Below are 23,408 nucleotides of genomic sequence, written 5' to 3' on the forward strand. Positions count from 1 at the left end.
TCCCGCAGATGTCCCAAGGACGAACGAGGTCGCGGGGTTCCGACAAGGGCCGCGGGATTTTTTGGCGGCGGCGGGGAAGCCCCCCTCCGTCTCGACACTGCGTGTCGATCCACCTCCCCAGACGGGAGGATCCGCTGGCCGCGCTGCGTTCGACAAAATGCAACGATGTCGTCAGTTAACGCAACCTAGGGCCGCAGCCTGTGGTAGCTAAGCGTCACGATTAATGAAAACTGAACAGTGGGTGGGGTTTGGAAATGCTTCTCAATAGATTGAAGGCCGTTTGCGCGGCGTCGAGTTTGGCTCTGGCGCTGGCCGTGTCGCCGGGCGCCGCCAACGCGGCCACCGAACTCGTCGTCAACGGCGGCTTCACGGGGAGCGTGAAAGTCGGCTCCACCGCCGTTTCTGCTGTCAGCGCCACCCAGATTGCCGGTTGGACGGTGCTCACCAACTATGTCGATTGGTTCAACGGCGCCTGGCAGTCGTCGGACGGCGACGGCTATAGTCTTGATCTCATGGGGGGTTACGGTCTCGGCGCCATCGGGCAGACCATCGCCACCGAAGCTGGCCGGACCTACAACCTGACGTTCGACATCTCCGGCAATCCGGACCTGCAACGTGCCGCCGCGCGCTTCATCACCGTCAGCGCCGGAGGCGCGGCGGTCGGCGCGACCCAATACGTCATGGGGCCGACGAACACCCGGGCCAATATGTTGTGGTCGTCGCGTAGCATGTCGTTCGTCGCGACCGGCGCCCTGACCCAGATCGTCTTCACCGGCACCAGCGACACCCCGGCCAACTGCTGCTGGGGCGCGGCGCTCGACAATGTCTCGGTCATGGCGGCGGTTCCCGAACCGGCCACCTGGGCGATGATGATCATCGGCTTCGGCGCCGCCGGCTCGATGGTTCGGATCTCGCGCCGCCGGAATGCTTTCAGCGCCGCCTAGGCGTTGATGAGCTGAACGAAATCGGCCCGCCTCCAGCCTTGGGGGCGGGCTTTTTGTTGGGCGCTCAGCGGGCGCCGGCCTCGGCGTCCTTGGCCAGGCGGTCGAGGTGCAGGCGGATGTGGGCGGCTTCGGCGGCGGTGCCGGCCAGGGCGATGGCGCGGTCGAAGGCTTGGTGGGCCTCGCGGCCTCGGCCCAGCTGCATCAGGAACCCGCCCTTGGCGCCGTAGAAATAGAAGTAGCCGGCCAGGGGCTGGGCCAGGGGCTCGATCATGTCGAGGGCGGCCTGGGGACCGGCGACCTTGCTGACGGCCACGGCGCGGTTGAGGGTGATGACCGGCGAGGGGGTCATGCGCTCAAGGTTGGCGTAGAGGGCGTCGATCTGGGGCCAGTCGGTGTCCTGGGCGCGCGGCGCGCGGTCGTGCAGGGCGGCGATGGCGGCCTGGACCTGATAGGGGCCGGGCGCGGCGTGGCGCAGGGCCTTGTCGAGAAGGGCCAGGCCCTCGGCGATCATGGCGCGGTTCCAGAGGGTGCGGTCCTGATCCTCGAGCAGGATCAGTTCGCCGCTGGGGGAGAAGCGGGCGCCGGCGCGGGCGTGCTGCAACAGCATGAGGGCGGCCAGGCCCATGATCTCCGGCTCGGTCTGGAACAGGCGCAGCAGCAGGCGGGCCAGGCGGATGGCTTCCTGCGCGAAGGGCGCCTTGCGGTCGGCCTCCTCGCCGGTGGAGGAATAGCCCTCGTTGAAGATCAGATAGACGACGGCGGCGACGGCGGTGAGGCGCTCAGTGCGTTCGGCCGGGCCGGGGGTTTCGAAGGCGACCTTGGCTTGGCCGATGCGGGTCTTGGCGCGGGTGATCCGCTGCTCCATGGCGCTCTCGCCGACCAGGAAGGCCCGGGCGATCTGCGCCACCGACAGGCCGCAGACGATGCGCAGGGCCACGGCCACCTGCTGCACCGCCGGCAGGTCGGGATGGCAGCAGATGAACAGCAGCCGCAGGATGTCGTCGCGGTAGTCCGCGCCGTCCAGCCGCTCGGCCAGCGGCGCCTCGACGTCGTCGAGATCGGAGATCGCGTCCTCGGAGGGCAGGGCCTGTTGCTTGGATCTGCGGCGCGCGGCGTCGATGCCGCTGTTGCGGCCGACCATGATCAGCCAGGCGGCTGGATCGCGCGGCGGGCCGTTGACCGGCCAGTTCTTCAGCGCCCGCAGGCAGGCGTCCTGGAACGCCTCCTCGGCGGTGTCGAGGTCGCGGAAATAGCGCAGCAGAGCGCCAACGGCCTGGGGGCGCGCCGAGGTGAGGGCCGCATCGATCCAGGCCGGGTCGCTCATTTGATCTCCATTCCAGGGATGTAGAGGTTGATCGGGCGCAGCTCATAGGCGCCGCCGGGATTGGCCTTGCCGAGATCGCGGGCGACCTGGAGGCCAGCCTCGAGGTCCGCCACGTCGATGATGTAGAAGCCGAGCAGCTGTTCCTTGGTCTCGGCGAACGGGCCGTCGATCACCAGGTCCTGGGATTTGCGCAGGGTGGTGGCGGTGGTGGTCGGCATCAGCCGGATGGACGGGCCCAGCAGCTTGTCGGCATAGAGCTGGTCGTGGACGACCATGAGCTTGGCCATGACCGCGTCGTCCTCTTCCTGGGTCCAGGAAGTGGTGACGGCCTCGTCGTTGTAGCAAAGGACGGCGTAGAGCATTTGCGTTCTCGTTCTCCCCAAGGACGGGCGAGTATGCCCGCTCCCGACATGGGGCCGCAAATTCTGTGAGGGCGGCGGGTTGGCGTCCCCCACACGTTCGTCATCCTCCGGTCGTCTGAAAGACGATCCGGGGGACCCATGTGGCGGCTCCAGGTTTGCAATTCAGCTTGGGTCCCCCGGATCAGCCTGCGGCTGACCGGAGGATAACGATGCTGGGGGGCCGCGCGCTCAGTCCTGATAGAGCGCCAGGCGGCCGGTGACGGCGTTGACGTAGGACGGGCCGACGGCGACGCTGACGCCGTCTTGCAGCATCAGCGAGATCAGGCCCTTGCCCAGGCGCTGGACCTCCTTGACGCGGGAGGGGCGCACGAAAGCCGAGCGGTGCACGCGGGTCAGTTCGGCCGGGTTCAGCTTGCGCTCCAGGGCGTTCATGGTCGCGCGGTGGATGTGGCTGCGGGTGGCGGTGTGCAGCAGCACATAGTCCTTGGCGGCCTCGATCCAGTCGATATCGGCCAGCGGCACGCGGACGAAGCCGGTGCGGACCTGGACCCAGAAGCCGTCGGGGTCCTCATCGGCCGGCGCGGCCAGGGCGCTCTCGGCGCGAGCGGCGGCGGCGCGCAGGGCCTGGCGGCGGCGCGCGCGCTCGATGGCCTGCCGCAACCGGTCGAACCGCACGGGCTTGAGCAGATAGTCGGCGGCCTCCACCTCGAAGGCGTCGGCGGCGTAGAGTTCGAAGGCGGTGACGAAGACGATCTCCGGGCGTTCGTCCAGGGGCAGGGCGGCGGCCACGGCCAGGCCGCTGGCCTCGGGCATCTGGATGTCGAGCAGGACGAGGTCGGGCTTCAGGTCGGCGATGGCCTGGGCGGCCTCGCGTCCGTTGCGCGCGGTTCCGACAATGCTCACGTCGCTGGCGTCGGCGAGCAGGGCCGAGAGCCGCTCAAGCGCGGCGGGTTCGTCGTCGACCAGGAGCACGCGCATCGGGTCAGGCCGCCTGCGACAAGGGCTTGGCCGGCGGCCATTGCAGCGGCAGGCGGACCATCGCCAGGAAGCCGCGGTCCAGCGGCGCGGCCTGCAGCGCGCCGCGCGGGCCATAGAGGGTCTCCAGCCGCAGCCGGATGTTGCGCAGGCCGACGCCCGCGCCGGGGCGGACTTCGCCCTGGGCGCCTTGGCCGTCGCCGTCGTCCTGAACCAGGATCACCAGGTCGTCGTCCTCGCGGTGGACCTCCAGCCGGATGGTGACGGTTTGGCTGGTGGGCGCCACGCCGTGTTTGATGGCGTTCTCGATCAGCGGCTGCAGCAGGAAGCTGGGGATCTGAGCCTCGCGCAGCTCGTTCGGGCAGACGAACTCCAGGGCCAGACGCTCGCGGAACCTGACGGCCTCGATCTCCAGATAGGCCTGGAGGGTGGCCAGTTCGTCCTCGACCGGGATCATCGCCTGGGGATCGGCCACCAAGGTGACGCGCAGGAAGTCGGCCAGCTTGGAGAGCATGCTCTCGGCCTGGTCGGTCTTGCGGGTGATCACCGCAGCCGAGACGGCGTTCAGGGTGTTGAACAGGAAGTGCGGATTGAGCTGGTAGCGCAGGGCCGCCAGCCGCGCGGCGCTAGCCGCGGCGTTGGCCTCGCTGGCGGCGGTGCGGGCGTCGGCGAGCTGGCGCTCGCGCTCGCGCACCGTCCAGTTGGCCTGGAGGGTCAGGTAGATCGCCGCCAGCATGCCGAACACCCACAGGAAGGCGGCGAAGTTCACCGAGGAGCGGATCCACAGCGGCCTGGTCGACATCTTGCCGGCGTCGAAAACGCCGTTGACGAAGTCCATCATCAGGACGTCGATCAGGCTGAGCCCCGCCGAGGCCGCCGCCGCCGCGGCCGCGACGACGCCGACCCGCACCAGGGTGGACCGATACCGGGTATGGGACGCGGCCTGGTAGAGGCCGATGGAGCCGACGACGCCGAGCAGGTTCATCGCCACGGCGGTGGCGAAATACACGGCCGAGATCGACCCGTTGACCAGAATATAGGTGATGACGAACAGCGTGGCCGACAGCAGCCATACGCCCAATGTCAGCCAGGCGACTTGCCGGATTTCCTCGGTCCTGAACATGGGGCGCCCTCTGCTCCAGCCGGACTTGACCATAACTCAGGCCAGGCGGCGAGGCTTCCATTTTGGTCGCGCCAGCGTCGCGATTGGTCGATGGAGGTGCGGCGGCGTGGCCGCGCGGCCCGGCATGGAATAGGTGTGTCGGCTGCTGAAAAGGTGAGGTTTCCTTGATTCCCTGGGTCCATCTCGACACCGCGAAGATTCCCGACAGCGAGGACGAGCTGCGGCTGATGCGGCGCGGCGAGGAATACTCGATCATGTCCGGCTCGATCGAGCTGATGAACAGCCGGATGAGCGGGTCGGAGAAGGCGCTGGCCAGTCTGGCCTGCGAGCGCATCGCCGGGCGGCCCAAGCCGGCAATGCTGATCGGCGGGCTGGGGATGGGCTTCACCCTGCGCGCGGCCTTGGCCGAGCTGCCGGACACGGCGCAGGTCGACGTCGCCGAGCTGGTGCCGGCGGTGGTGGCCTGGGGCCGCGGGCCGATGGCCCACATCTTCGGCGACAGCCTGACCGACCCGCGCGTGGCGATCCACGAGGTGGACGTCGCCGCCCTGATCGGCGCGGCGGACGGCGGCTATGACGCCATCCTGCTGGACGTCGACAATGGGCCGGGCGGCCTCAGCCGCGACGCCAATGACGGGCTCTATTCGGTCCCCGGCCTGCGGGCCTGCGCCAAGGCGCTGCGCCCCGGCGGACTGCTGGCGGTGTGGTCGTCGGGGCCGAACAACGAGTTCGCCCGGCGGCTGCGGACCACGGGCTACGCCGTCGAGGAGGTCCGCGTCCACGCCAACCGCAAGGGGCGAGGCGCGCGGCACGTGATCTGGATCGGGACCAAGAGCTGAGCTGGTTCCGGAGCCCAGACGCTAGGGCTGGCGCGTAACGGCGTAGGTGAAGACGTGGGTCTCGCCGGCGGCGGTCAGGGTGAGCTGGAGGGTGGAGGCCTTCTTTGGGAGGGCCGCGAGCGTCATCGGGATCCAGGCGTTTTCGCCGGCGGCGATGGTGGCGGGTTTGAAGCCGGCGGCGTCGGCGCTCGCCAGCGCGGCGGTGGCGGCCTCGACGCGGACCTGGGCCTCGGCGGCGAGCCGCTTGTTGGAGCCGACCTGCGGGGTGGTGTCGACCAGATAGGCGCCGCCAGGCTTGCGGACATAACCGATGTTGCTGGACTGACCGAGGCCGGCGTTCGGGTCGGTCCTGGCGCGCAGTTGGGATTGGGCGATGGTCAGGTGGTCCTGGGCCGACTTGCGCAGTTCCTCGGCGGTGAACACATGGACGACAGTCTCGCCCGCCTTGGCGCTGATGGACTTGATGGTGATGTTCAGCGGCGCGGCGGCGGCGTTGTGCACGCCGACCAGGAAGATCGGCGCGGCCGCGGCGTCCAGGGTGGCGTTGTTCAGCACCAGCACGGCGCTGACTGCGCGGCCGTCCGACTGCAGGGCCGGCTTGCCGCTGGCGACGCCCAGCTTTTGCGAGGCGCTGGGCTGCGGGGTGAAGGTCAGGGTGTCGGCGGCGGCGGTCGACGCGGCCGCGAGCGCCGTCAGCGCGATGCAAAACGTCCAGGATTTCATTGCTCGCCCCTCAAACCGTCGCCCCACACGACGGCTTCTATTGAGCGGGCGGTCGGTGCGTTGTCCACGACAATCAACTTTTCCGGGTGGTGAGCGGCGTGGGCGATATTGCCAAGCTCGGGCCTTATCAGCCTAGTTAAAAGCTTGGGCGAGGGGCGTGACGATGGTCGAGGTGCGTAGACTGGTTCCTGACGAGGAGCGCCTGACCCTACTCAGGATTTTCACTCACTCGGACTGGCTGGCGCAGATCGTCTTCGCGGTGCTGCTGGCGTCCATCGTCGCCACGATCATCGTCTGGGCGATGCAGTGGATCGCGTTCGTCAGAGGGCGAGGGGCCTGGCGCGATAGTGCGTTGGCCTATCTGTCGGCCGTGGTCGTCACCGCGCCGCTGCTGGCGTTCGTCCGGGCGATCTATGAGGTGATGAAGGTGTGTCTGGGGCTGGTGAATGTCAGGCCCGCGCCGGACCTGACGATGTTCGCGCCGGCCTTTGCGGAGGCCGCGATGTTCCTGCTGATCGGAACGCTCGCGGCGGCCCTGGCGTCGGCGGCGCGCGGTCACCTGACGATCATGTTCCACACTCCGGTCCGTGAGGGGTAGCTCAGCTCGTCGCGCGGCGCGCAGCCTGCCCCAGGGTCGATGAAAGTGTCATGATCAGCGTCATGTGGACGTTGCTGCTTTTCGAGGTCCTGCCCGTCGTCGCCATCGTCTGCGGCGTGTCGGGCGCGGTCGTGACGTTCCCCTACGAGGACCAGGAGGCGCAGCGTCGGCTGCTTCCCGTGTTGATCTTGCCGGTCCCCGCCGCCCTCGCGCTCATGTGGGCCGTGGCGTTCGGCGGTCAGGCGGCCGCCAGCCGGGGCGCCGCGGACTGGCGCACCTGGTTCATCTATCTGATGATCGTCGTAAGCCTGGCCCTTCCGGTCGTCGTGGCGCGGGACGCGGGGCCGGTTCGCCGCTTCATCCAATGCCTCGGGCTGGCGATGACGGGGCTGACCATCGTCGCCGGATTCCTGGCCCTCATGGTCGTCACCGACAGTTATGTTTAGGGCGCCGGCGCCTTAGCGGCTGGGGGGTTGCGGATCTGTCGCGGCTCAGCTTTCCCGAAAGAATTTGCTTTTCGCGCCAATGTAGGATTTAAGGACCCATCGAATATCGTTGTGGTTCGGCCGCTATCCCTCGTTCGCTCTGCGGACATCCGGAACCCGCCTTCGACCCTCTCCGAAATTTTGATCTCTCGGCCGAACTTGGTTCAGAGAATATACTAGACCCGGAAAGGGACTAAACATGGCTACCGGCGTTGTGAAGTGGTTCAACGGAACCAAGGGCTTTGGCTTCATCCAACCTGATGAAGGTGGAGCGGACGTCTTCGTGCACATTTCGGCCGTTGAGCGTGCCGGCATGGGCACCCTGAACGAAGGCCAAAAGGTCGCGTTCGAACTGGAGCGCGATCAGCGCAGCGGCAAGATGTCCGCGGGCCAGCTCCAGTCCGTCTAAGACGGCGGCAGGCTTCAAGCCTGCACTAAGTTGAGACGGGCCGGCGATTCGCCGGCCCGTTTTTTCGTTTGCCGCGTTATCCTATCGCTACGGGATAAAACGCGGCCTAGCAGAAAGGAGGCCATGTATGGCCAAGGAAGAGCTCATCGAATTCGACGGGCTGATCATTGAACTGCTGCCAGAGGGCCGGTTCCGCGTGAAGCTCGATAACGATCATGAGATCCTGGCCTACACCGCCGGCAAGATGAAGAAGAACCGAATCCGCTCCCTGGTCGGGGACCGTGTTATCGTCGAGATGACGCCGTACGATCTGACCCGTGGTCGGATCACCTTCCGGCACAAGACCGACGGCCCCCGGGTCGGCGGTGGTCAACGTCCTCCCTTTAGGAAGCGGTGATTGTTATGGCTGAAGTCTCCACTGTAGAACGCGCCTACGCCCTGGCCCGCACCGGTCAGTTCGCCAGCATCGGGCAATTGAAGACCCGGCTGAAGGAAGAAGGCTGCCGCGCCGTCGACGCTCTGCTCGCCAGCCGGTCGCTGCAAGGCCATCTGAGCGCCATCTGCGCCGCGACGCATCAGGCGCCTGAACACGTCTAACGCCTACCTCGGCGTTTGACGGTCATCCCGGAGACCGCCGCGTCGCGGCGGTCCGGGATCAAGATACGATAGTTGTGCAGGGGCGTGGCTGGACCGCGCCCTTTTGCATGTCCGGGGTTCGGGCCCGGGCTCCGTCGGGATGAGCGGATCTGCGGGCGAGGGTTAGCGAACGCTCGTCGCCGGCAGGGCCAGCAGATCGTCGATAGTGAGCTGGGTCTGGATGTCGAAGTCGCCCGGTTCGTCGGGGTCGGGGATGGCCGCGAGGCTGGTCAGCGGGATGCGCGCGATGTGGTCGGGGGTGGGGTCGGGGCGGTCGATCTCGACGATCAGCCCGGTCACCGCGCCCTTGGCGTCGACGAGCACCCGCTCGACCTCGCCGATCTCGCGGCCCTTGGCGTCAACCAGGTCGGCGTCCTCCAGCTGCAGGCGCGTGAGGCCGAGCGCCACGGGCTGGGCCGCGGCGGCGGTGGGTAGGACGCAGGCCGCAAGCAGGCCGGCCAAGACGATGGGCTTCATGGAACGCTCCGGGTCAAGAAACCCGAACGACGGCCAAGCTGGAATGGTTCCGACCAGCCAGGCAGCCGGAGGAGCGTCAGATCTCGGCCGTCGCGCAGGCTTGGGTCTACTCGGCGGTCGTCGGGTCAATCATCGCCCGGACCTGGGAGATGGTGTTGGCCGGGAAGCCCGCCTTCTGCGCGTGGTCGCGTATGAGGTCTTCGCTGGGCGCGCGATAGACGCAGTAGATCTTGTCGTCGGTGACGTAACTTTGGACCCATTGGATATCGGGGCCGAGGTCGCGCAGGACATTGCAGGAGGTCTGCGAGGCGCCCTGCAATTCGCCGGGGCTGAGGGCCCCGACGCCGGGCATGTTCCGCTCTATGACAAACTGAGGCACGGGTTTCTCCCATGGCTTGGCGTGAAGCGTCACTGCGCGCCTCATTGCGCCGAATGACAAGGATTTCCTACAGGCCGAAGGTCACGGCGCCATGCTCGTCGATCGTCCAGGCCGGATTCCAGGCGATCTCCCAGGCGTGGTCGTCGGGGTCGGCGACATAGCCGCGAAAGCCGCCGTGCGGCGGGGCGTCGCCGTCGCGCAGGACCTTTCCGCCGGCCAGGGCCAGTTGGTCGATCAGCGGCTGGACGTCCGTCAGGTGCGCGACGTTGTGGGCCAGGGCGAAGGCGCCGGGCCGCGACAGGCCTTGGCGCCGCATGTCGTCCTCCAGGCCCGACTGCAGCCAGGTCCCCAGCATCAGGCCGTTCATCTGGTAGAAGACGATCTCTTCGTTCTCGAACACCGGCGTCCAGCCGAAGCCTTCGACATAGAACCGGCGCGAACGGGCCAGGTCCGTGACGCCGAGGGTGATCACCGAAATCTGCTGTTGCATCACACACGCCCTTTGCTGTGCCGGCGCACCATGCGCCGGCAGGTCAGGGTCGTGGGACTCGAAGGCTAAGCCTCGGCCAGAACACCCCGGCGGGGTGCGATCGGGCTAACCATACCGATCCGCCTTTTTCGACCGGGCCAGCTTAGCGGCGAGGGGGCGGAATTCAACCGCGCGCGACCAGCGCCTCCAACGCCGCCATGTCGGGCGCGAACCACACGCTCTTGCCGCGATTGGACTCGTAGATGAAGTCGCGCAGCGGGCCGCTGGCGGCGCTCGCGGCGGAGACGTCGCCGAGGATTGCGATCTTCAGGCCGTAGTTGACGAACTTCTGCAGCACCTCGCCGGCCAGGCCCGAGGACAGCTTGAGGAAGTCGCCGCCCAGCCGCTCGACCGGAACGACGACCAGGCGCGCGTCGGCGGAGAACGCTTCGCCGACTAGGTCGGACGCATCGCGCGAGGTGGCCAGGAGCGGTCCCTCGGCGTTCCATACGAAGGCGCGAAGGGCGCCGATGTCGGTGACCTGTCCTGTCATGCTGCGGGGTTCTCCGGCGCAAATTTCCCTGGCGCCCGGCAACCTATCAGGGAGAGTCGCATTGGAGCACCGAGGAAAACCGGGGCGGGGTTCTGTGGGGCGTTCACGAATGATGGGGGCTGATTGGCGACGCAGGACGGCGGGGCGGGCGTTGTGGGCCAGCGCGGCGCTGTTGCTGCTCGCGCCGTCGGCGCCGCGGGCGCAGGCGGCCGACGCGATGGTCCTGCACGACAGCGACGGGCTGGTGGTTCGGGGCCATTTCCAGGCAGGGGTGAACGCGGTCGCCGAGCAGAACCTGTTCTGGAACATGTCCAAGGCCCTGGCGCCGACGACCCGGTTCGACGCCGACAAGGAATGGCTCGAGCTCTACGCCAAGCCTGGGATCAGCTTCTACAAACAGGGCGGCGGCGGGACGACGCTCTACGGCATGGTTTCGGGGGTAGCCTCTGCAACCGTGGGGACCGACGCCTTCGACACCGGAGACACCGGACGGGTCACGCTGGAGGAGGGCTTCATCGGCGTGCACACCCGCAGCGCCGGCGGGCTGACCTTCGACCTCTCGGTCGGTCCGCGTGAGTACAGCGCCGGGACCGGGATGCTGATCTCCAACGGCGGGTCCAGCGGCTTTGATCGCGGGGCGCTGAAGCTGGGGCCGCACCGGGCCTGGGAAATGGCGATGCTGGGCAAGGTCGGCTACGGCAAGTTCACCGGGACGGGGTTCTATGTCGACGCCAACGAGCAGTCGGGCGGCGACAGCGGCACGAAGATCGCCGGCGTCGACCTGCGTTACGACGGGCAGGCCGGGACCTTCGCCGGGATGAGCGTGGGCCAGGTGCTGCAATCGGGATCGCCCTATCCGAAGGCCGCGCCGAACGGGATCGGCGCGCCGAGCATCCTGCCGGGCGCCCGCGACGGGCTGAAGTTCGTCAGCCTCTATGGGCGGGCCTATCCGTTCAGCGGGGCGTTCGAGAACGCCTTCATCGCCGGCGACCTGGCGATCGAACGCAACAACGACATCGACCTGAAGGCGTGGGCTGGGCGCATCCAGGTCGGCTACACCTTCGCCAGCGCGCCCTGGTCGCCGACGCTGTCCTACGCCTACCAGACCTTCTCGGGCGATGATCCCTCGACCAGCAGGCTGGAGCGGTTCGATCCGCTTTACTACGAGGGCAGCCCCAGTTCCTGGTCGACGGGGTCGAAGTCGGCGATGGTGTTCATCAACTCCAACGTCAATTCCCATCAGCTGACGCTGCGCACTCAGCCGACGCCGCGCGACACGCTGACCCTGCGCTACGCGCACATCAGCGCCAACGAACTGCGCAGTCCGATCCAGTTTGGCCAGGCGACCCGCGTCGAGATCGTCGATGGCGTGGTGAACCCGATCGCCGGCGTCACTCGGGCGCATCTCTCCGACGACGTGTTCCTGGAGTACAATCGCGCGCTGAACCGCAACACCTACCTGACGGCGGGCTTCAGCGTGTCGGTTCCCGGCGCGGGCGTGGACTCGGTGGTCAACAACGACGCGCCCATCTGGACGGGCGGCTTCGTCAATGTCGTGGTCAATTTCTAAGACCCGCCGTCGCCGCTAGGTGAGGTATTCGCGGCCCGCCCGACCTCTGTGAGTTCAGATCACGAAGAGGCGGCGCAGATGTCGTTTGCGGTGCGGGGCGAGGCCTCGCATCCTGCCCTCATGACGCGAGGGCGGTTCGATGCGAGCCAACGAGATCCCGATCAGCGAGGCTAGGCAGGGCGGCGTCCTGGACTGGCTGCTGGAGCGCTCGATCTACGAGCTGGAGCGGATCTGGGCCTGTTACTGGTGGGTGCTGCGGGTCCATGTCGCCGCGCGTCACGGCATCCCTCGGTCTTGCCTGGAAGACCCGCCGGCGCCGTGGCTGAAGGTGCTTCAGGGGCCGACCGAGAAGGATCGGTGAGACCGCTACCAAGCCAGGTCATCCGCCGATATAACCGCGTCATGTCTGTGATCTGAGGTCACATGTCGAAGCGAACCCTGCCGCCGCTGACCGCCCTGCGCGCCTTCGAGGCGTTCGCCCGATTAGGGCGGATGAGCGTGGCCGCCGACGAGCTTTGCGTCACTCATGGGGCCATCAGCCGTCAGGTCCGCAGCCTGGAGCGCGAATGCGGGGTGCGGCTGACCCAGGGGCCGCGCAACAGCCTGCGGCTGACCGAGGCCGGGGTGCGGCTGGCGGCCAGCCTGGGCGAGGCCTTCGACGGGATGGAGCGCGCGTTCCTGTCGCTGAAGTCGACGGCCGACCGCGAACTGCATGTCTCCTGCGTCGGCACCCTGGCGATGCGCTGGCTGATCCCGCGGCTGTCGGGGTTCCACGCCCTGCATCCGGGCCTGAGCATCCGGGTCACCGAGGCCTATGGGCCGGTGGATTTCGGCCGCGATCAGTTCGACGCGGCGATCCGGCTGGCCGAGACGATCCCAGGCGAGGGGTTGGAGGCCACGCCGTTCCTCGACAACTTCCACGGCCCGGTGATGGCGCCTGGCCTGGCCGGCGATCTGGCGCATATCTCCCGCGCGCCGCGGCTGCACACCCGTCCGCACCGCCAGGCCTGGGCCGAATGGGCGCGGCATGCCGATGTCCAGATCGGCGAGGCGGCCGAGCACCGCGAGTACGAGCACCTGTTCTACATGCTGGAGGCGGCGGTGGCGGGCCTGGGCGTCGGGGTCTCGCCCTGGATCTACGTGGCCGGCGACATCGCCTCGGGGCGGCTCGCGGCGCCGTTCGGGTTCGTCCGCAGTCCGGCGCGGTTCCATTTCGTGGCGCCGCAGACCTCGCCGCGCCCTGTGGTCAGCGCCTTCCGAGACTGGCTGATCGAGGAGGCCCGCACGGCGCCGCTGCCGCCGAGCCTGGTGGCCGAACCGGCCTGAACGCCGAACGCCGTTGCGGCGGGCGAGGGGCGGGACCATATCGGGCGCTCACCTCTACCGTTGGAGCACGCCATGTCCCTTTCCATGCATCAGGTCTCGATCCCGGTCTTCGTCCGGGGGCTGCAGGCGCTCTCCGGATTGTTGGAAAAGGGCGCGGCCCACGCGGCCCAGACCGGCGTCGCCGAAGCCGATCTGATCAACGCCCAACTCGCCCCCGACATGCTGAACCTGGCCGGCCAGGTGCAGCGCGCCAGCGACACCTCCAAGCTCTCGGGCCAGCGGCTGAGCGGCGTGGCCTCGCCGCCGATGCCCGACACCGAGACGACCTTCGGCGACCTGATCAAGCGGGTGGCCGACACTGTGGCCTATCTGGAGACCCTCGACGAGGCGGCGCTGGAAGGCAGCGAGACCAAGACCGTCGAGCTGAACTTCGGTCCCGAGCGCAAGATCAGCTTCCCCGGCGACGTCTATCTGCTGACCTTCGCCCTGCCGAACTTCTTCTTCCACGTCGCCACCGCCCACGACATCCTGCGCAGCCAGGGCGTGAAGATCGGCAAGATGGATTATCTCGGCGCGGCCGGCTGATCACGAGATGCTCCCCCGCTGGGGGATCTGTCGGCCGAATGGCTGATGAGGGGGACTTGCGGCTCTTGCCGCTGGCCCCCTCCGTCGCGCTGCGCGCGCCACCTCCCCCAGCGGGGGAGGATCTGGCGTGAGCGCGGGCCCCAAACTTCGTCATCCCCAGCTTTCGTCATCCTAGGCCTTGTGCCTAGGATGACGAGTTGTGGCCGGTGGCGATCAGCTCGCCGTGCGCCAGTCGGCGCCGGAGGCGGCGAAGAGGCGTACTGCGTCGGCCAGGCGTTGGCCCTGGGCGCGGGCCAGGGACGACTGGACGTCGTGGGCGCGGCGCTGGGCGTCGAGCACCTCCAGCAGGGTGCCGCCGCCCTTTTCGTAGGCGACCTTGGCCAGCCGCAGGGTCTCGTCGGCCTGGACCTGGGCGCGGCCTTGGGCGGCGATGGCCTCGTCGTCGGCGGCCAGGGCGGTGAGGGCGTCGGCGACCTGGGCGAAGGCGGTGAGCACGGTCTGCTGGTAGCGGGCCGAGGACGCCTGGGCCGCTTCACGCGCCTGCTGGCGGCGGGCCTTCAGGGCGCCGCCGTCGAACAGCGGCGCGGTCAGGCCGGCGGCGAGGTCCCAGGCGCTGGCGTCGTAGGAGAAGATGTCGCCGGGCTTCAGCGAACCCTGGGTCAGCGAGCTGGTCAGCCGGATGTTCGGATAGAGGTCGGCGGTGGCGACCCCGATGTCGGCGGTGGCCGCATGCAGGTCGGCCTCGGCGGCCAGGATGTCGGGCCGCTTGCGCACCAACTCCGAAGGCAGGGCGAGCGGCACGGCCGAGGTCAGGGCGATCTCGGTCAGCTTGAAGTCAGGCGCTGTCCAATCGGCGGGAGCGTGGCCGACCAGGACCGCCAGGGCGTGGCGGGCGGCGGCGAGCTGGCCGCGCAGGGGCGGCAGCAGGGCGCGGTCTTGCTCGAGCTGGCTCTGGGCCGCGACCTTGGCCGTGCTGGTCGAGCCGCCGAGCGCATTGGCGCGGCGGACCAGGTCGATATTGGCTTCGTCGGCGGCGATCATCGCATCGACCGCGTCGATCTGGGCCTGGAGCGTGGCGATGGTCACCGCCTGGAGGGCCACATTTGCGGTGAGGGTGAGATAGGCGGCGTCCGCGCGCTGGCTCTGGGCCTGGGCGCGGGCGGCCGCCCCCTCGATCCGCCGGCGCTGCCCGCCGAACAGATCCAGATCGTAACCGACCCCGGCTCCCACTGAGTAGAGGTTGAAGGTCGGGTTGCTGAGTTCGACGTCGCCGAAACCGGTGAAGCCGAAGGCCTGGAGGTTGGCGTGCTCGCGCTTGGCGCCGGCGTTCATGTCGACCTGGGGACCGGCCGCGCCGTGCGCCTGGGCCAGGGCCGATTGCGCCTGGCGCAGGGTGGCGTCGGCCTCGGTGATGGTCGGGCTGTCGGCCAGGGCCTGGCGGATCACGCTGTCGAGGGCCGGGGAGCCGAAGGCGTTCCACCACGGGCCGCTGGCGCTGGAAGCGGCGTCGAGGCGCGCCTGCGGCGGGGCGGCGTCGCCCTGCATCGCATAGCTGCTGGCGGCCGGGGCGTCGGGGCGGGCGAAGTCGGGGCCCACGCTCGCGCAGCCGGCCACGAGGGCCGAAAGGCTGGCGCAGGCGAGGATGGCGGCGAGGCGGGACTTAATCGGCTGCGACATGGACGGTCTCTCCCCCCGTGGCTTTGGGGGTACGCATGAGGAGGATCAGGGGAGCGCAGAGGACGGTGATCACCAACATCAGCCGGAAATCGTCGATGTAGGAGAGCATCGAGGCTTGGCGGGTGATGAGATTGTTCAAGCCGGCGATGGCGCCTTGGGTTTGGAAGACCGTCGGGGCGTAGGCCTGGTAGAGCGGGTTGTCGGGGCGGGCGTGCTCGACCAACACCGCGTGGTGGGTCTCGATGCCGGTGATGAACCTGGCCTGCATGATCGAGATGCCGGCGGACGAGCCGATGTTGCGGACCAGGGTGAAGAGCCCCGCGCCCTCGGCCCGGTACTGGGACGCCACCTTGGCGAAGGCGATGGTCGAGAGCGGCACGAAGATCAGGCCGGTGCCGACCCCCGACAGGAAGCCGGAGACGATGATCAGGTCGGTGTCCATCCCCAGGCTGAAGTGGGTCATTTGCCAGAGCGAGATGGCGCTGATGCTCAGGCCGGCCAGCAGGATCAGCTTGATGTTCACCCGGCCGATAAGCTGGCCGACCGCGAACATGGCGATGAACGAACCGATGCCGCGCGGCATGGAGACCAGGCCGGTGAAGGCCACTGGATAGCCGAGCAGATTCTGCATCATCGGCGGGAGCAGGGCCAAGGTCGAATAGAGCAGGATGCCGACGAAGAAGCCGAACACGCAGCAGGTGATGAAGTTGCTGTCGGCCAGCAGGGCGCGGGCCACGAACGGCTTGGCGGCGGTGGCCAGCTGCACCCCGAAGATCCAGGCCGCGATGATCGCGACGATCAGGTAGATCCAGATCTCGGTGGCGGCGAACCAGTCCTGGCCGGGGCCGCGGTCCAGCATCATCTGGAAGGCGCCGATGGTCAGGGCCAGGCTGGCGAAGCCCAGCATGTCGAAGGGCCGCTTCTCCTCGCCCTTCTTCTCCGACAGGAACAGGAACACCCCGCCAAAGGCCAGGATGCCGATCGGCAGGTTGATGAAGAACACCCAGCGCCAGTCGAGGTTGTCGGTCAGCCAGCCGCCGAGCCCGGGGCCGAGGATCGGGCCGAGCACGGCCGCCGCGCCCCAGACCGCCATGGCCTGGCCGTGCTTCTCGGGCGGGTTGATGTCGAGCAGCACGGCTTGCGACAGCGGGATCAGCGCCGCGCCGAACAGGCCCTGCAGCAGGCGGAACAGTACGATCTCGAACAGGCTGGCGGCGACGCCGCACAGCATCGAGGCGATGGTGAAGCCGGCGATGGAGATCAGGAACACCATCTTGCGGCCCAGCCGGTCGGCCAGGAAGCCGGTCAGCGGGGTCATGATGGTGGCCGCGACGATGTAGGAGGTCAGGACCCAGGTGATCTGGTCGGCCGAGGCCGAGACGCTGCCCTGGATATGGGGCAGGGCGACGTTGGCGATGGTGGTGTCCAGCGAGTTCATCACCGTCGCCAGCATGATGGAGACGGTGATCGCGACGCGGTTGGCCGCGTCGCCCTTGCCGTTTCCGGCGCGGGTCATCGCGCCGCCGCCGCCGTCTTCGCCGAGCGAATGTCGACGATCGCCTTGGCGCTGAGGCCGCCGCTTAGATGCGGCGCGGCTTCATCGAGCACCAGCCGGACGGGCAGGCGCTGAACGACCTTCACCCAGTTGCCGGTGGCGTTCTCCGGGGGGAGCAGGGCGAAGCTGGAGCCGGTGCCGGGGCTGAAGCTGGCGACGTGGGCCTTCAGGTCGTGGTCATAGGCGTCGACCTTGATCGTCGCCGGCTGGCCGACTCGCATGTGCGCCAGCTGGTCTTCCTTGAAGTTGGCCTCGATCCAGGGCTGGCCGGAGATCAGCCAGAACAGGGTCTGGGAGGCCGAAACCCGGTTGCCGACCTGGAGCTGCTCGACCTTGGCGACCACGCCGTCGGCCGGCGCCACGATCGTGGCGTAGGAGAGGTTGAGCTTGGCGCGGTCCAGCTGGGCCTTGGCCTGCATGACCTTCGGGTGCTGGTCGGCCGCCATGTCGGTGCGCCCGCCGATGTCGGCCAGGGCCGAGGCGATCTGCTGGCGGACGACGGCGATCTGGCGGCGGGCCTGCTCGGCCTCGTGGGCGGCCTGGTCGGCCTGGGCCTGGGTGGAGACCCCGGCGGCGGCCAGCGACTTCTGGCGGGCGGCTTCGCGCTCAGTGTAGATCACGGTTTCCTGGGCGGCGGCCAGATCGGCCTGGCGCTGGCCATAGACCGCCTGGGAGCCTTGGGTCTCAAAGCGGGCCGCGGCGAGGGCGGCCTCGGCTTGGGCCAGGGCGACCTGGTGGTCGGCGGGGTCGAGCTTGAACAGCACCTGGCCCTTGCGGACCTGCTGGTTCTCCTTGACGTCGATCTCGATCACCCGGCCGTCGATGCTGGGGCTGATGGCGGCGCGCGCGGCCTGCACATAGGCGTCGTCGGTGCTTTCGAACCGCCCGCCGGTCAGGACGAAGTAGGCGACGATGGCGACGACCGCCAACGGCCCGCCCAGCATCAGCGGCAGGCGCAGCTTCTGGCCGAGCGAGCGTTCCGGCGGCCGATGGCTGGCGGCTTCCTGCTCGGCCTCGGCGATCGCCTGATAACCTTCCGCGTCGCTCACGGGCTGCTCCACGTGCTGAAGCGGCCGACATGACGTCGCCCGCTGGATTGGGTGTGTGATTGTGAAAGGCCCAGCGGGGAGGCTGAACCTAGGCTGCGGCAGATAGGCCTCGCCGCGCCATGAGCCAAATGATAATTGGTCACTACCATTATGCCTGATACTCATTTTCGAAACCTCGACCTCAATCTGCTGCGGGTGTTCGTCGCCCTGCTGGAGGAGGAAAGCGCCACGCGGGCGGGCGCACGGCTGGGGCTGACCCAGTCGGCGGTCAGCCATGCCCTGGGCCGTTTGCGCGCTTCGCTTGGCGATGAGCTGTTCCTGCGCGGGCCGACCGGCCTGCGCGCCACGCCACGCGCCGCCGAGATGGGGCCGGCGATCCGGGCGGCGCTGAAGCTGCTGGAGAGCGCGGTCACCACGCCCCGGTTCGACCCGGCCACGACCCAGCGCACGTTCCACATCTCGGCCAGCGCCTATGCCTGTTCGGTGCTGATGCCCGGCGTGGTCCAACGGCTGCTGAGCGAGGCGCCGGGGGTCAAGCTTCGGATGCGCGGCCCGGACGCCAGCCTGGTGGACGACCTCGACCGCGGGCGGCTCGACATGGTGATCGGCGGCTTCGACTATGTGGCGGCGCGTTTCGCCTATGCGCCGCTGTTCATGGAGACCGGCGTCTGGGTGATCCGCGCCGACCACCCGGCCGCCAATGGCGAGTTGGACGACGCGGTGCTGGCGCGGCTGCCGCGCCTGATCGTGGCCAGCGGCGACGCGGCCATGGAGGGTGCGGCGCGGATGGGCGGGCGGGACCTGGGCCTGCGGACCATCACCTCCTGGGGCGACGACTACGATCTGGGCGGGGTTTCGCTGCGGGACTTCCAAGGGCCGGTGACAGTGCCCGACGCCTATTCGGCGCTGATCATCGTCGGCCAGACCGACATGGCGGCCCTGCTGCCGCGTCGGCTGGCGATGCTGGCGCAGCAGCGCGGCCGCCTGGTGCTGATCGAACCCAGCCGCGAGCCGGAACCGGCCAGCTTCGGCGCGGTGATCCGCGCCGGCGAGAGCCAGCCGGTCAACTGGTTGCTGGGGATCGTCCGTGACGAGGCGGCCAAACTTTAGCGGGGGCGGCCGAAGCAGCGCTGCCGAAGTCGAGCATGGTCCCCAATAGCAGACCTTTCGAGCGTCGCCATGGGTCGAAAGCCGAAATCACCGTCCGGCGGTCAAGCGGACGCGCCTGACGTCTGCTAGTCGCACTGGCGCCCAGGACCGCCATCGACCCATCTGAGACCTTCAGCGAACCGAGGCCAAACGGCCTTTGGCTGTTTGTAGCCATTTTGACGTCCGCTGGAGACTGCCTCGAGCGGCCTGTTCACAGAGCGTCGCTCGCGTCCGCCTCTTCGAGTACTGACTGAAGCTCTTCAGAGTTGAGGAGCGTGGGCGTCTTCCAAGTGGGCGCCCTGTCTTCAGGCGACCAGCCGTAGGCACGCAATTGGTCCGGTGTGATCGTCTTCACAAGTTCGACCAGAGCACGGCAGGCGATGGCGCTGTAAAGCGGCAGCTCAGTCGCCCACGGGTGAACGCATCCTGGAGATCGAGGTCCGGGGCAAACGCGGCGTTGGTTACTGCAAGAGCATGCCGGGCGCGGTCATGCCTCTGCGCCGCCTAAAGGAGCGCAACAAAGGGCAAGCGACCGACCTCATTTTCCCGACCTTCCAGCGCGAACTCTTCAACACTCTGCTCGCCGAGCTGAACTTGCGGACGGACCGCGATGGCCAACGCAGGACCGCTTACAGCCTTCGCCATACCTACATCTGCATGCGCCTCATGGAGGGCGCAGACATCTATCAGGTCGCCAAGAACTGCCGCACCAGCGTCGAGATGATCGAGAAATTCTACGCCTCTCACATCAAGAACACTCTTGATGCGGCGGCGATCAATGTTCGCAAGCCCAAGCCGGCCAAACGGACGGCTTCAGCGAGGAAGGCGGCGAACGCCGCGTGATCGACTTGGCCTGAGCAGGCCTCCGGCTACTTGATCGCTCGGCTCGCGGGGGTGGGCGAAGGCGCTCACGCGACCCAGGCGCCGCCCGCCGGCCAGCGAGCCTCGAACACCTCACCCTTTGTCAGGCTGAGCACTGGCGGCATCACCAACGTTGCGACCTGGGCCTGGATTTCCGGGAATGGCTCGGGTGCCATCGAGATTTCGGTGCGCTTTAGGAAGGCGGACCATTGGCCTTGCTTCGCATCCGCGAACGCTGCCGTGAACGCGACCGGCGGCTCTGTTGGCAGCGGTGTCTCGCGTCGAGCGAATGTGAGGGCGATGGCCTCGGCTAGGACCGGACCTTCGAAGATGAAGGTATTGGCGATCGCCCAGAGATCGAAGAAGTCCTTCATGCGCGAGTTGATCATGCCGAGCGCCGTCATCGCGTGGAACTTCTCTGCGACCACCGTTTCGGGCGGATAGGCCAGGAGCTTCGGCTGCGGCAGGTCGAGCAGGGAGGGGTAGTCGATGTCTTGGGCACTGGGGGTGATGGCGTCACCGAAGCCGATGTCCACATGGATAGACAGGCGAGCGCCGGCGAGCTCGGCCTGGAAGTCCAGGCGAACGCCGCTGTACTCATCTTCCGCCCGGGCCGCGGCGCTGACGATGGTGGCCGGCTTGAAGACGACGCCATCGTCCGCCGCGATGACCATGATCTCCCGGAAGAGGCCGGCCACCTGCTCGGGGTCGTTGTTGCCGAATCCCAGCAGGTCCAGGTCGCCAGTCGCCCGATAAGGCGTCGGCGCCCAAAGGCTGAAGAGCATGGCGCCCTTCAGTACGAAGAGCTGGCGATAGTCCGAGATGCTGAGGCGCCAGAGTAGCCGTTCGATGACGTAGCGGGTCATCAACAGCTGTGCGTTCTCCTGCGCTCCCGGGCCCGATTGGTGAGGCGGGCGCGGACCGATACGGCCATGTTCTTTGGCGTCTCGCTCATGATAGCGCCTCAAGATATGGGCGTATCACGGTCTGGACCCGGTCGATCGCGGCGAAGCGCCAGAGCTCGTCGATGGGGGGGCGTCTATCAGCGCGGCGCAGGAGATCGCGCAGCGCCTCTACGGTTACGTCGAGGCCGATCTTATTGCGGTACTTGAAGCAGTCGACGACCGTCTTTGCGGGCGAGGTGATCGGCACCTGCACTCGGTCGATCTCGTGACGTTCGACGCCCTCGGTAAGCGCGCGGCCACTGGCGCGAATGACACGGATCTGGACGGGCGCGCTGGTGGGCGACCAGTCCTTCGGCCCAAGCAGCATCCACACGGCATGAGGCGTCTGGGTGGTGAGGTCGTGAAACTGGAGAGCGGAGAGCAGGCCGATGACACCACGGGGCTGGATGCGAGCGGCCTCCGCCAGGCTCGACGCTGCATGGGCGGGCGAATCGGCGAGGCGATAGAGCCCGCGTCCGACCTGTAGGAAGACGCCCTCCTCGGTCAGGCGCTTCAGGTACGTGCGCGCTACACCCGCCGCGTCGAAGTCCGACCCACGGGCGATCCCACGAGTTTGGGCGACTTCGATGGCGCGCTGACGATGGCCTTTTGGTTCCATGTGAGTGTTATAAATCCTAGATGAATATTTTCAAAGTCCTAGGTTTTGTAACGATGGGGGCGATCAGCAGCCGGCTGGCTTCTTGGAAAGCCTATGACATTCCACCTTCCGGTGGTGGTCGGAGCGTCAGAGCCCATCGCAACAGGCGTCGCCGTAGTGGGAGTTGCTGAGCCTAGCGGCCGAAGAGGATGGAAGATCGCGATGGCCATGGCGAAATTCGGCGGGTCGTGGTGAGACGGCTGGGCTAGCGCGCGGCTAGCTCCGCCTGCTTGCAATGGTTTGCGTTCTTGAGTTCTGCACTTGGGAGGGATTTTCTCCCGCCGAACCTTGACCTTAGTCGGACACGTGACGTTGATCGGTCGACGCCAGCTAGGCCTGGATCTTGGACGGGCTACGCCTCACCGCTCTCGGCTTAGCCGGGCTTGGCGCGGCGGCGTGCGGGTGGGAGCTCTCGGGGCCTGAAGGCTTGGGCAAAGCTAGCGCTTGGGCCGCCAGGGCAGCCTCGGAGATCAGGGACTCCACCCGACTTAGCTTTGTGGCCAGCCGGTGATGATACAGCGCGGAGATCGCCATTCCGCATCCTATGGCCGCGGGTATGTGGTTGATCCAAGCTTGGAGCCGGGCGAGCGATTCCCCCTCAAGCCAGGGGGCGAAGGCTTTGCTTTCGATACCATGGCCCAGGAGCGTGGCGGCGCCGGCTATCAGCGCGCTGGTTAGAGCCACGCTCACGGCAGTGCGATCTAGCGAATGAGCGCGCAATTTCAGCCAGCGGGCCCGGGTGGCGACCTCGTCGAACCGACCCGGCGCAAGGCGAGTGATTGTGCGCCATTCTTCCTCCCACATCGCATCGAGGCGATTGAGCAAGAATTGGTCGGCGCGTGGAAGGGTCGGTCATGGCGCAACCCTAACGGGGCGCCACGGCGAGGGGTAGCGATGGGCGCCGCGCTCTACGGAGCGCGACGCCCGAAGGCCTTAGTTGACCTTTTCGAAGGCCGCTTCGATCTGCAGGTCGACGGCGTCGCTGACCACCGGGACGATGTAGGTCATGCCGAAATCGCTGCGCTTGATGACGGCGGAGGCGTGGAAGCCGACGGTCTGGGCCTTGCTCATCGGGTTGGGGCCGGCGCCGGTCAGGCGCGCGTCGAGGGTGACGGGCTTGGTGACGCCGCGCAGGGTCAGGTCGCCGGTGATCTTGGCGGTCTGGCCGTCGACGACGACCTTGGTCGAGCGGAAGGTCGCGGTCGGGTACTTGGCGCTGTCGAAGAAGTCGGCGGCGTGCAGGTGCTTGGTCAGGCCCGCGCTGGTGGTCGCCAGGTTGGAGATCGGGATCTCGATGGTGACGGAGGCGGCGGCCGGGTTCTTCGGATCGAGGGTCAGCTCGCCCTTGGCGTCGGCGATCAGGCCCCGATAGTCGGTGAAGCCCATGTGATTGACCGTAAACGCCACCTGGGTGTGCGAGCCGTCCGCCTTGTAGGTTCCAGCGGCGATCTTGGAGATGTCCACCGAGGCCGGCTGGGCGGCGAGGGGGGTGGCGATCGCGGCGACGGCGAAGGCGATGGCGAGAGTCTTCATAGGCGGTTCCTGGTGTTGGCGTGTGTGGGTTTGGCGGGGGAACGAGTCGGCGGGCAGGTTAGACGAGACAGGCGCGCAGGCCCCCATGCCTTGGAGGGCGCGCTGGATCGGTTTGCATCGTGCTCCCCCCGAGGGCCGACATCGCGCCTCCACAGTAAAGGCGCGAGGACAATCTAGTGATCCGCAAGCCCCGCTTGTAGGTCAC

The 23,408-nt window shown here is 67.7% G+C and carries 28 protein-coding genes; 13 read left to right on the forward strand and 15 right to left on the reverse strand.

Translation table 11 applies throughout. The annotated features are described in order from the left end of the window. Positions 1–296: 296 nt before the first annotated feature. Complete coding sequence (locus tag ASE02_RS14595) at positions 297–944, forward strand: DUF642 domain-containing protein (protein WP_056735265.1); 648 nt, start codon at positions 297–299, stop codon at positions 942–944. A 64-nt stretch (positions 945–1,008) separates the two neighbouring features. Here ASE02_RS14595 and ASE02_RS14600 read toward each other — a convergent pair whose 3' ends face one another. The 4 genes from ASE02_RS14600 to ASE02_RS14615 all read right to left on the reverse strand — a co-directional run bounded on the left by ASE02_RS14600 (position 1,009) and on the right by ASE02_RS14615 (position 4,728). After that, positions 1,009–2,268, reverse strand: a complete 1,260-nt coding sequence (locus tag ASE02_RS14600) for an RNA polymerase sigma factor (protein ID WP_056735266.1) — start codon at positions 2,266–2,268, stop codon at positions 1,009–1,011. Next, positions 2,265–2,630: a YciI family protein gene (locus ASE02_RS14605; RefSeq protein WP_056735267.1), complete on the reverse strand. Its 366-nt coding sequence runs from the start codon at positions 2,628–2,630 to the stop codon at positions 2,265–2,267. The genes ASE02_RS14600 and ASE02_RS14605 overlap by 4 nt, the downstream gene beginning before the upstream one ends. 228 nt (positions 2,631–2,858) lie before the next feature. Then, complete coding sequence (locus ASE02_RS14610) at positions 2,859–3,608, reverse strand: LytTR family DNA-binding domain-containing protein (protein WP_056735268.1); 750 nt, start codon at positions 3,606–3,608, stop codon at positions 2,859–2,861. A 4-nt stretch (positions 3,609–3,612) separates the two neighbouring features. Continuing rightward, positions 3,613–4,728, reverse strand: coding sequence for a sensor histidine kinase (locus ASE02_RS14615; protein WP_056735269.1), 1,116 nt, complete (start codon positions 4,726–4,728; stop codon positions 3,613–3,615). Positions 4,729–4,892: 164 nt separating this feature from the next. Here ASE02_RS14615 and ASE02_RS14620 point away from each other — a divergent pair, with 164 nt between their 5' ends. Then, entirely contained in the window at positions 4,893–5,567 is a 675-nt protein-coding gene (locus tag ASE02_RS14620) for a spermidine synthase (protein WP_056735270.1), read from the forward strand. A gap of 21 nt (positions 5,568–5,588) precedes the next feature. Here the strand turns inward: ASE02_RS14620 and ASE02_RS14625 are convergent, their stop codons facing one another. Then, complete coding sequence (locus ASE02_RS14625; protein ID WP_056735271.1) at positions 5,589–6,290, reverse strand: hypothetical protein; 702 nt, start codon at positions 6,288–6,290, stop codon at positions 5,589–5,591. Positions 6,291–6,447: 157 nt separating this feature from the next. Here ASE02_RS14625 and ASE02_RS14630 point away from each other — a divergent pair, with 157 nt between their 5' ends. The 5 genes from ASE02_RS14630 to ASE02_RS14650 all read left to right on the forward strand — a co-directional run bounded on the left by ASE02_RS14630 (position 6,448) and on the right by ASE02_RS14650 (position 8,379). Further along, positions 6,448–6,888, forward strand: coding sequence for a hypothetical protein (locus ASE02_RS14630; protein ID WP_056735272.1), 441 nt, complete (start codon positions 6,448–6,450; stop codon positions 6,886–6,888). A 50-nt stretch (positions 6,889–6,938) separates the two neighbouring features. Then, positions 6,939–7,334: a hypothetical protein gene (locus ASE02_RS14635; RefSeq protein ID WP_056735273.1), complete on the forward strand. Its 396-nt coding sequence runs from the start codon at positions 6,939–6,941 to the stop codon at positions 7,332–7,334. A 238-nt stretch (positions 7,335–7,572) separates the two neighbouring features. Beyond that, entirely contained in the window at positions 7,573–7,782 is a 210-nt protein-coding gene (locus ASE02_RS14640; RefSeq protein WP_056735274.1) for a cold-shock protein, read from the forward strand. A 127-nt stretch (positions 7,783–7,909) separates the two neighbouring features. Beyond that, the gene (gene infA, locus ASE02_RS14645) at positions 7,910–8,179 is read left to right on the forward strand and encodes a translation initiation factor IF-1 (RefSeq protein WP_056735275.1); all 270 of its coding nucleotides are present in this window, start codon (positions 7,910–7,912) and stop codon (positions 8,177–8,179) included. Positions 8,180–8,184: 5 nt separating this feature from the next. Continuing rightward, entirely contained in the window at positions 8,185–8,379 is a 195-nt protein-coding gene (locus ASE02_RS14650; RefSeq protein ID WP_056735276.1) for a hypothetical protein, read from the forward strand. A gap of 162 nt (positions 8,380–8,541) precedes the next feature. On the opposite strand, the gene ASE02_RS14655 is transcribed toward ASE02_RS14650, so the two are convergent. From ASE02_RS14655 to ASE02_RS14670, 4 genes are all read right to left on the reverse strand, one after another. Further along, complete coding sequence (locus tag ASE02_RS14655) at positions 8,542–8,895, reverse strand: hypothetical protein (protein ID WP_056735277.1); 354 nt, start codon at positions 8,893–8,895, stop codon at positions 8,542–8,544. 106 nt (positions 8,896–9,001) lie between these two features. Further along, the gene (locus ASE02_RS14660; protein WP_056735278.1) at positions 9,002–9,274 is read right to left on the reverse strand and encodes a DUF4242 domain-containing protein; all 273 of its coding nucleotides are present in this window, start codon (positions 9,272–9,274) and stop codon (positions 9,002–9,004) included. A 67-nt stretch (positions 9,275–9,341) separates the two neighbouring features. Beyond that, positions 9,342–9,764, reverse strand: coding sequence for a VOC family protein (locus ASE02_RS14665; protein WP_056735279.1), 423 nt, complete (start codon positions 9,762–9,764; stop codon positions 9,342–9,344). 163 nt (positions 9,765–9,927) lie between these two features. Further along, entirely contained in the window at positions 9,928–10,296 is a 369-nt protein-coding gene (locus ASE02_RS14670; protein ID WP_056735280.1) for a DUF4180 domain-containing protein, read from the reverse strand. Between the two features lie 109 nt (positions 10,297–10,405). Between ASE02_RS14670 and ASE02_RS14675 the strand changes: the two genes are divergently transcribed. The 4 genes from ASE02_RS14675 to ASE02_RS14690 all read left to right on the forward strand — a co-directional run bounded on the left by ASE02_RS14675 (position 10,406) and on the right by ASE02_RS14690 (position 13,777). Then, positions 10,406–11,866 (forward strand): alginate export family protein, encoded by a 1,461-nt coding sequence (locus ASE02_RS14675; protein WP_082602104.1) that lies wholly within the window; start codon positions 10,406–10,408, stop codon positions 11,864–11,866. Positions 11,867–12,005: 139 nt separating this feature from the next. Next, positions 12,006–12,227 (forward strand): hypothetical protein, encoded by a 222-nt coding sequence (locus ASE02_RS14680; RefSeq protein WP_056735281.1) that lies wholly within the window; start codon positions 12,006–12,008, stop codon positions 12,225–12,227. A gap of 62 nt (positions 12,228–12,289) precedes the next feature. Then, entirely contained in the window at positions 12,290–13,192 is a 903-nt protein-coding gene (locus tag ASE02_RS14685; RefSeq protein ID WP_056735282.1) for a LysR substrate-binding domain-containing protein, read from the forward strand. 72 nt (positions 13,193–13,264) lie between these two features. Beyond that, positions 13,265–13,777 (forward strand): DUF1993 family protein, encoded by a 513-nt coding sequence (locus ASE02_RS14690; RefSeq protein WP_056735283.1) that lies wholly within the window; start codon positions 13,265–13,267, stop codon positions 13,775–13,777. 213 nt (positions 13,778–13,990) lie between these two features. Here ASE02_RS14690 and ASE02_RS14695 read toward each other — a convergent pair whose 3' ends face one another. Genes ASE02_RS14695 through ASE02_RS14705 form a run of 3 tightly spaced genes read right to left on the reverse strand, consistent with a single transcriptional unit; the run spans position 13,991 to position 18,058 of the window. After that, positions 13,991–15,454: an efflux transporter outer membrane subunit gene (locus tag ASE02_RS14695; RefSeq protein ID WP_056735284.1), complete on the reverse strand. Its 1,464-nt coding sequence runs from the start codon at positions 15,452–15,454 to the stop codon at positions 13,991–13,993. Then, complete coding sequence (locus tag ASE02_RS14700; RefSeq protein WP_056735285.1) at positions 15,438–16,970, reverse strand: DHA2 family efflux MFS transporter permease subunit; 1,533 nt, start codon at positions 16,968–16,970, stop codon at positions 15,438–15,440. Before ASE02_RS14700 ends, ASE02_RS14695 begins: the two co-directional genes overlap by 17 nt. Continuing rightward, a complete protein-coding gene (locus tag ASE02_RS14705) occupies positions 16,967–18,058 on the reverse strand; it encodes an HlyD family secretion protein (RefSeq protein WP_056735286.1) in 1,092 nt (363 codons plus the stop codon). The genes ASE02_RS14700 and ASE02_RS14705 overlap by 4 nt, the downstream gene beginning before the upstream one ends. 150 nt (positions 18,059–18,208) lie before the next feature. On the opposite strand from ASE02_RS14705, the gene ASE02_RS14710 reads away from it, so the two are divergent. After that, a complete protein-coding gene (locus tag ASE02_RS14710; protein ID WP_056735287.1) occupies positions 18,209–19,168 on the forward strand; it encodes a LysR family transcriptional regulator in 960 nt (319 codons plus the stop codon). A 513-nt stretch (positions 19,169–19,681) separates the two neighbouring features. Beyond that, a complete protein-coding gene (locus ASE02_RS14715; protein WP_200957689.1) occupies positions 19,682–20,050 on the forward strand; it encodes a hypothetical protein in 369 nt (122 codons plus the stop codon). A gap of 65 nt (positions 20,051–20,115) precedes the next feature. Here ASE02_RS14715 and ASE02_RS14720 read toward each other — a convergent pair whose 3' ends face one another. From ASE02_RS14720 to ASE02_RS14735, 3 genes are all read right to left on the reverse strand, one after another. Beyond that, positions 20,116–20,934 carry a nucleotidyl transferase AbiEii/AbiGii toxin family protein gene (locus ASE02_RS14720; RefSeq protein WP_200957690.1) on the reverse strand — a complete coding sequence of 273 codons (819 nt, stop codon included), beginning with the start codon at positions 20,932–20,934 and terminating at the stop codon, positions 20,116–20,118. Between the two features lie 85 nt (positions 20,935–21,019). Next, a complete protein-coding gene (locus ASE02_RS14725; protein ID WP_056735288.1) occupies positions 21,020–21,631 on the reverse strand; it encodes a type IV toxin-antitoxin system AbiEi family antitoxin domain-containing protein in 612 nt (203 codons plus the stop codon). Between the two features lie 972 nt (positions 21,632–22,603). Continuing rightward, positions 22,604–23,203: a YceI family protein gene (locus ASE02_RS14735; protein WP_056735290.1), complete on the reverse strand. Its 600-nt coding sequence runs from the start codon at positions 23,201–23,203 to the stop codon at positions 22,604–22,606. Positions 23,204–23,408: the final 205 nt, after the last annotated feature.

The organism is Phenylobacterium sp. Root700 (assembly GCF_001429025.1).
Classification (GTDB): Bacteria; Pseudomonadota; Alphaproteobacteria; order Caulobacterales; family Caulobacteraceae; genus Phenylobacterium.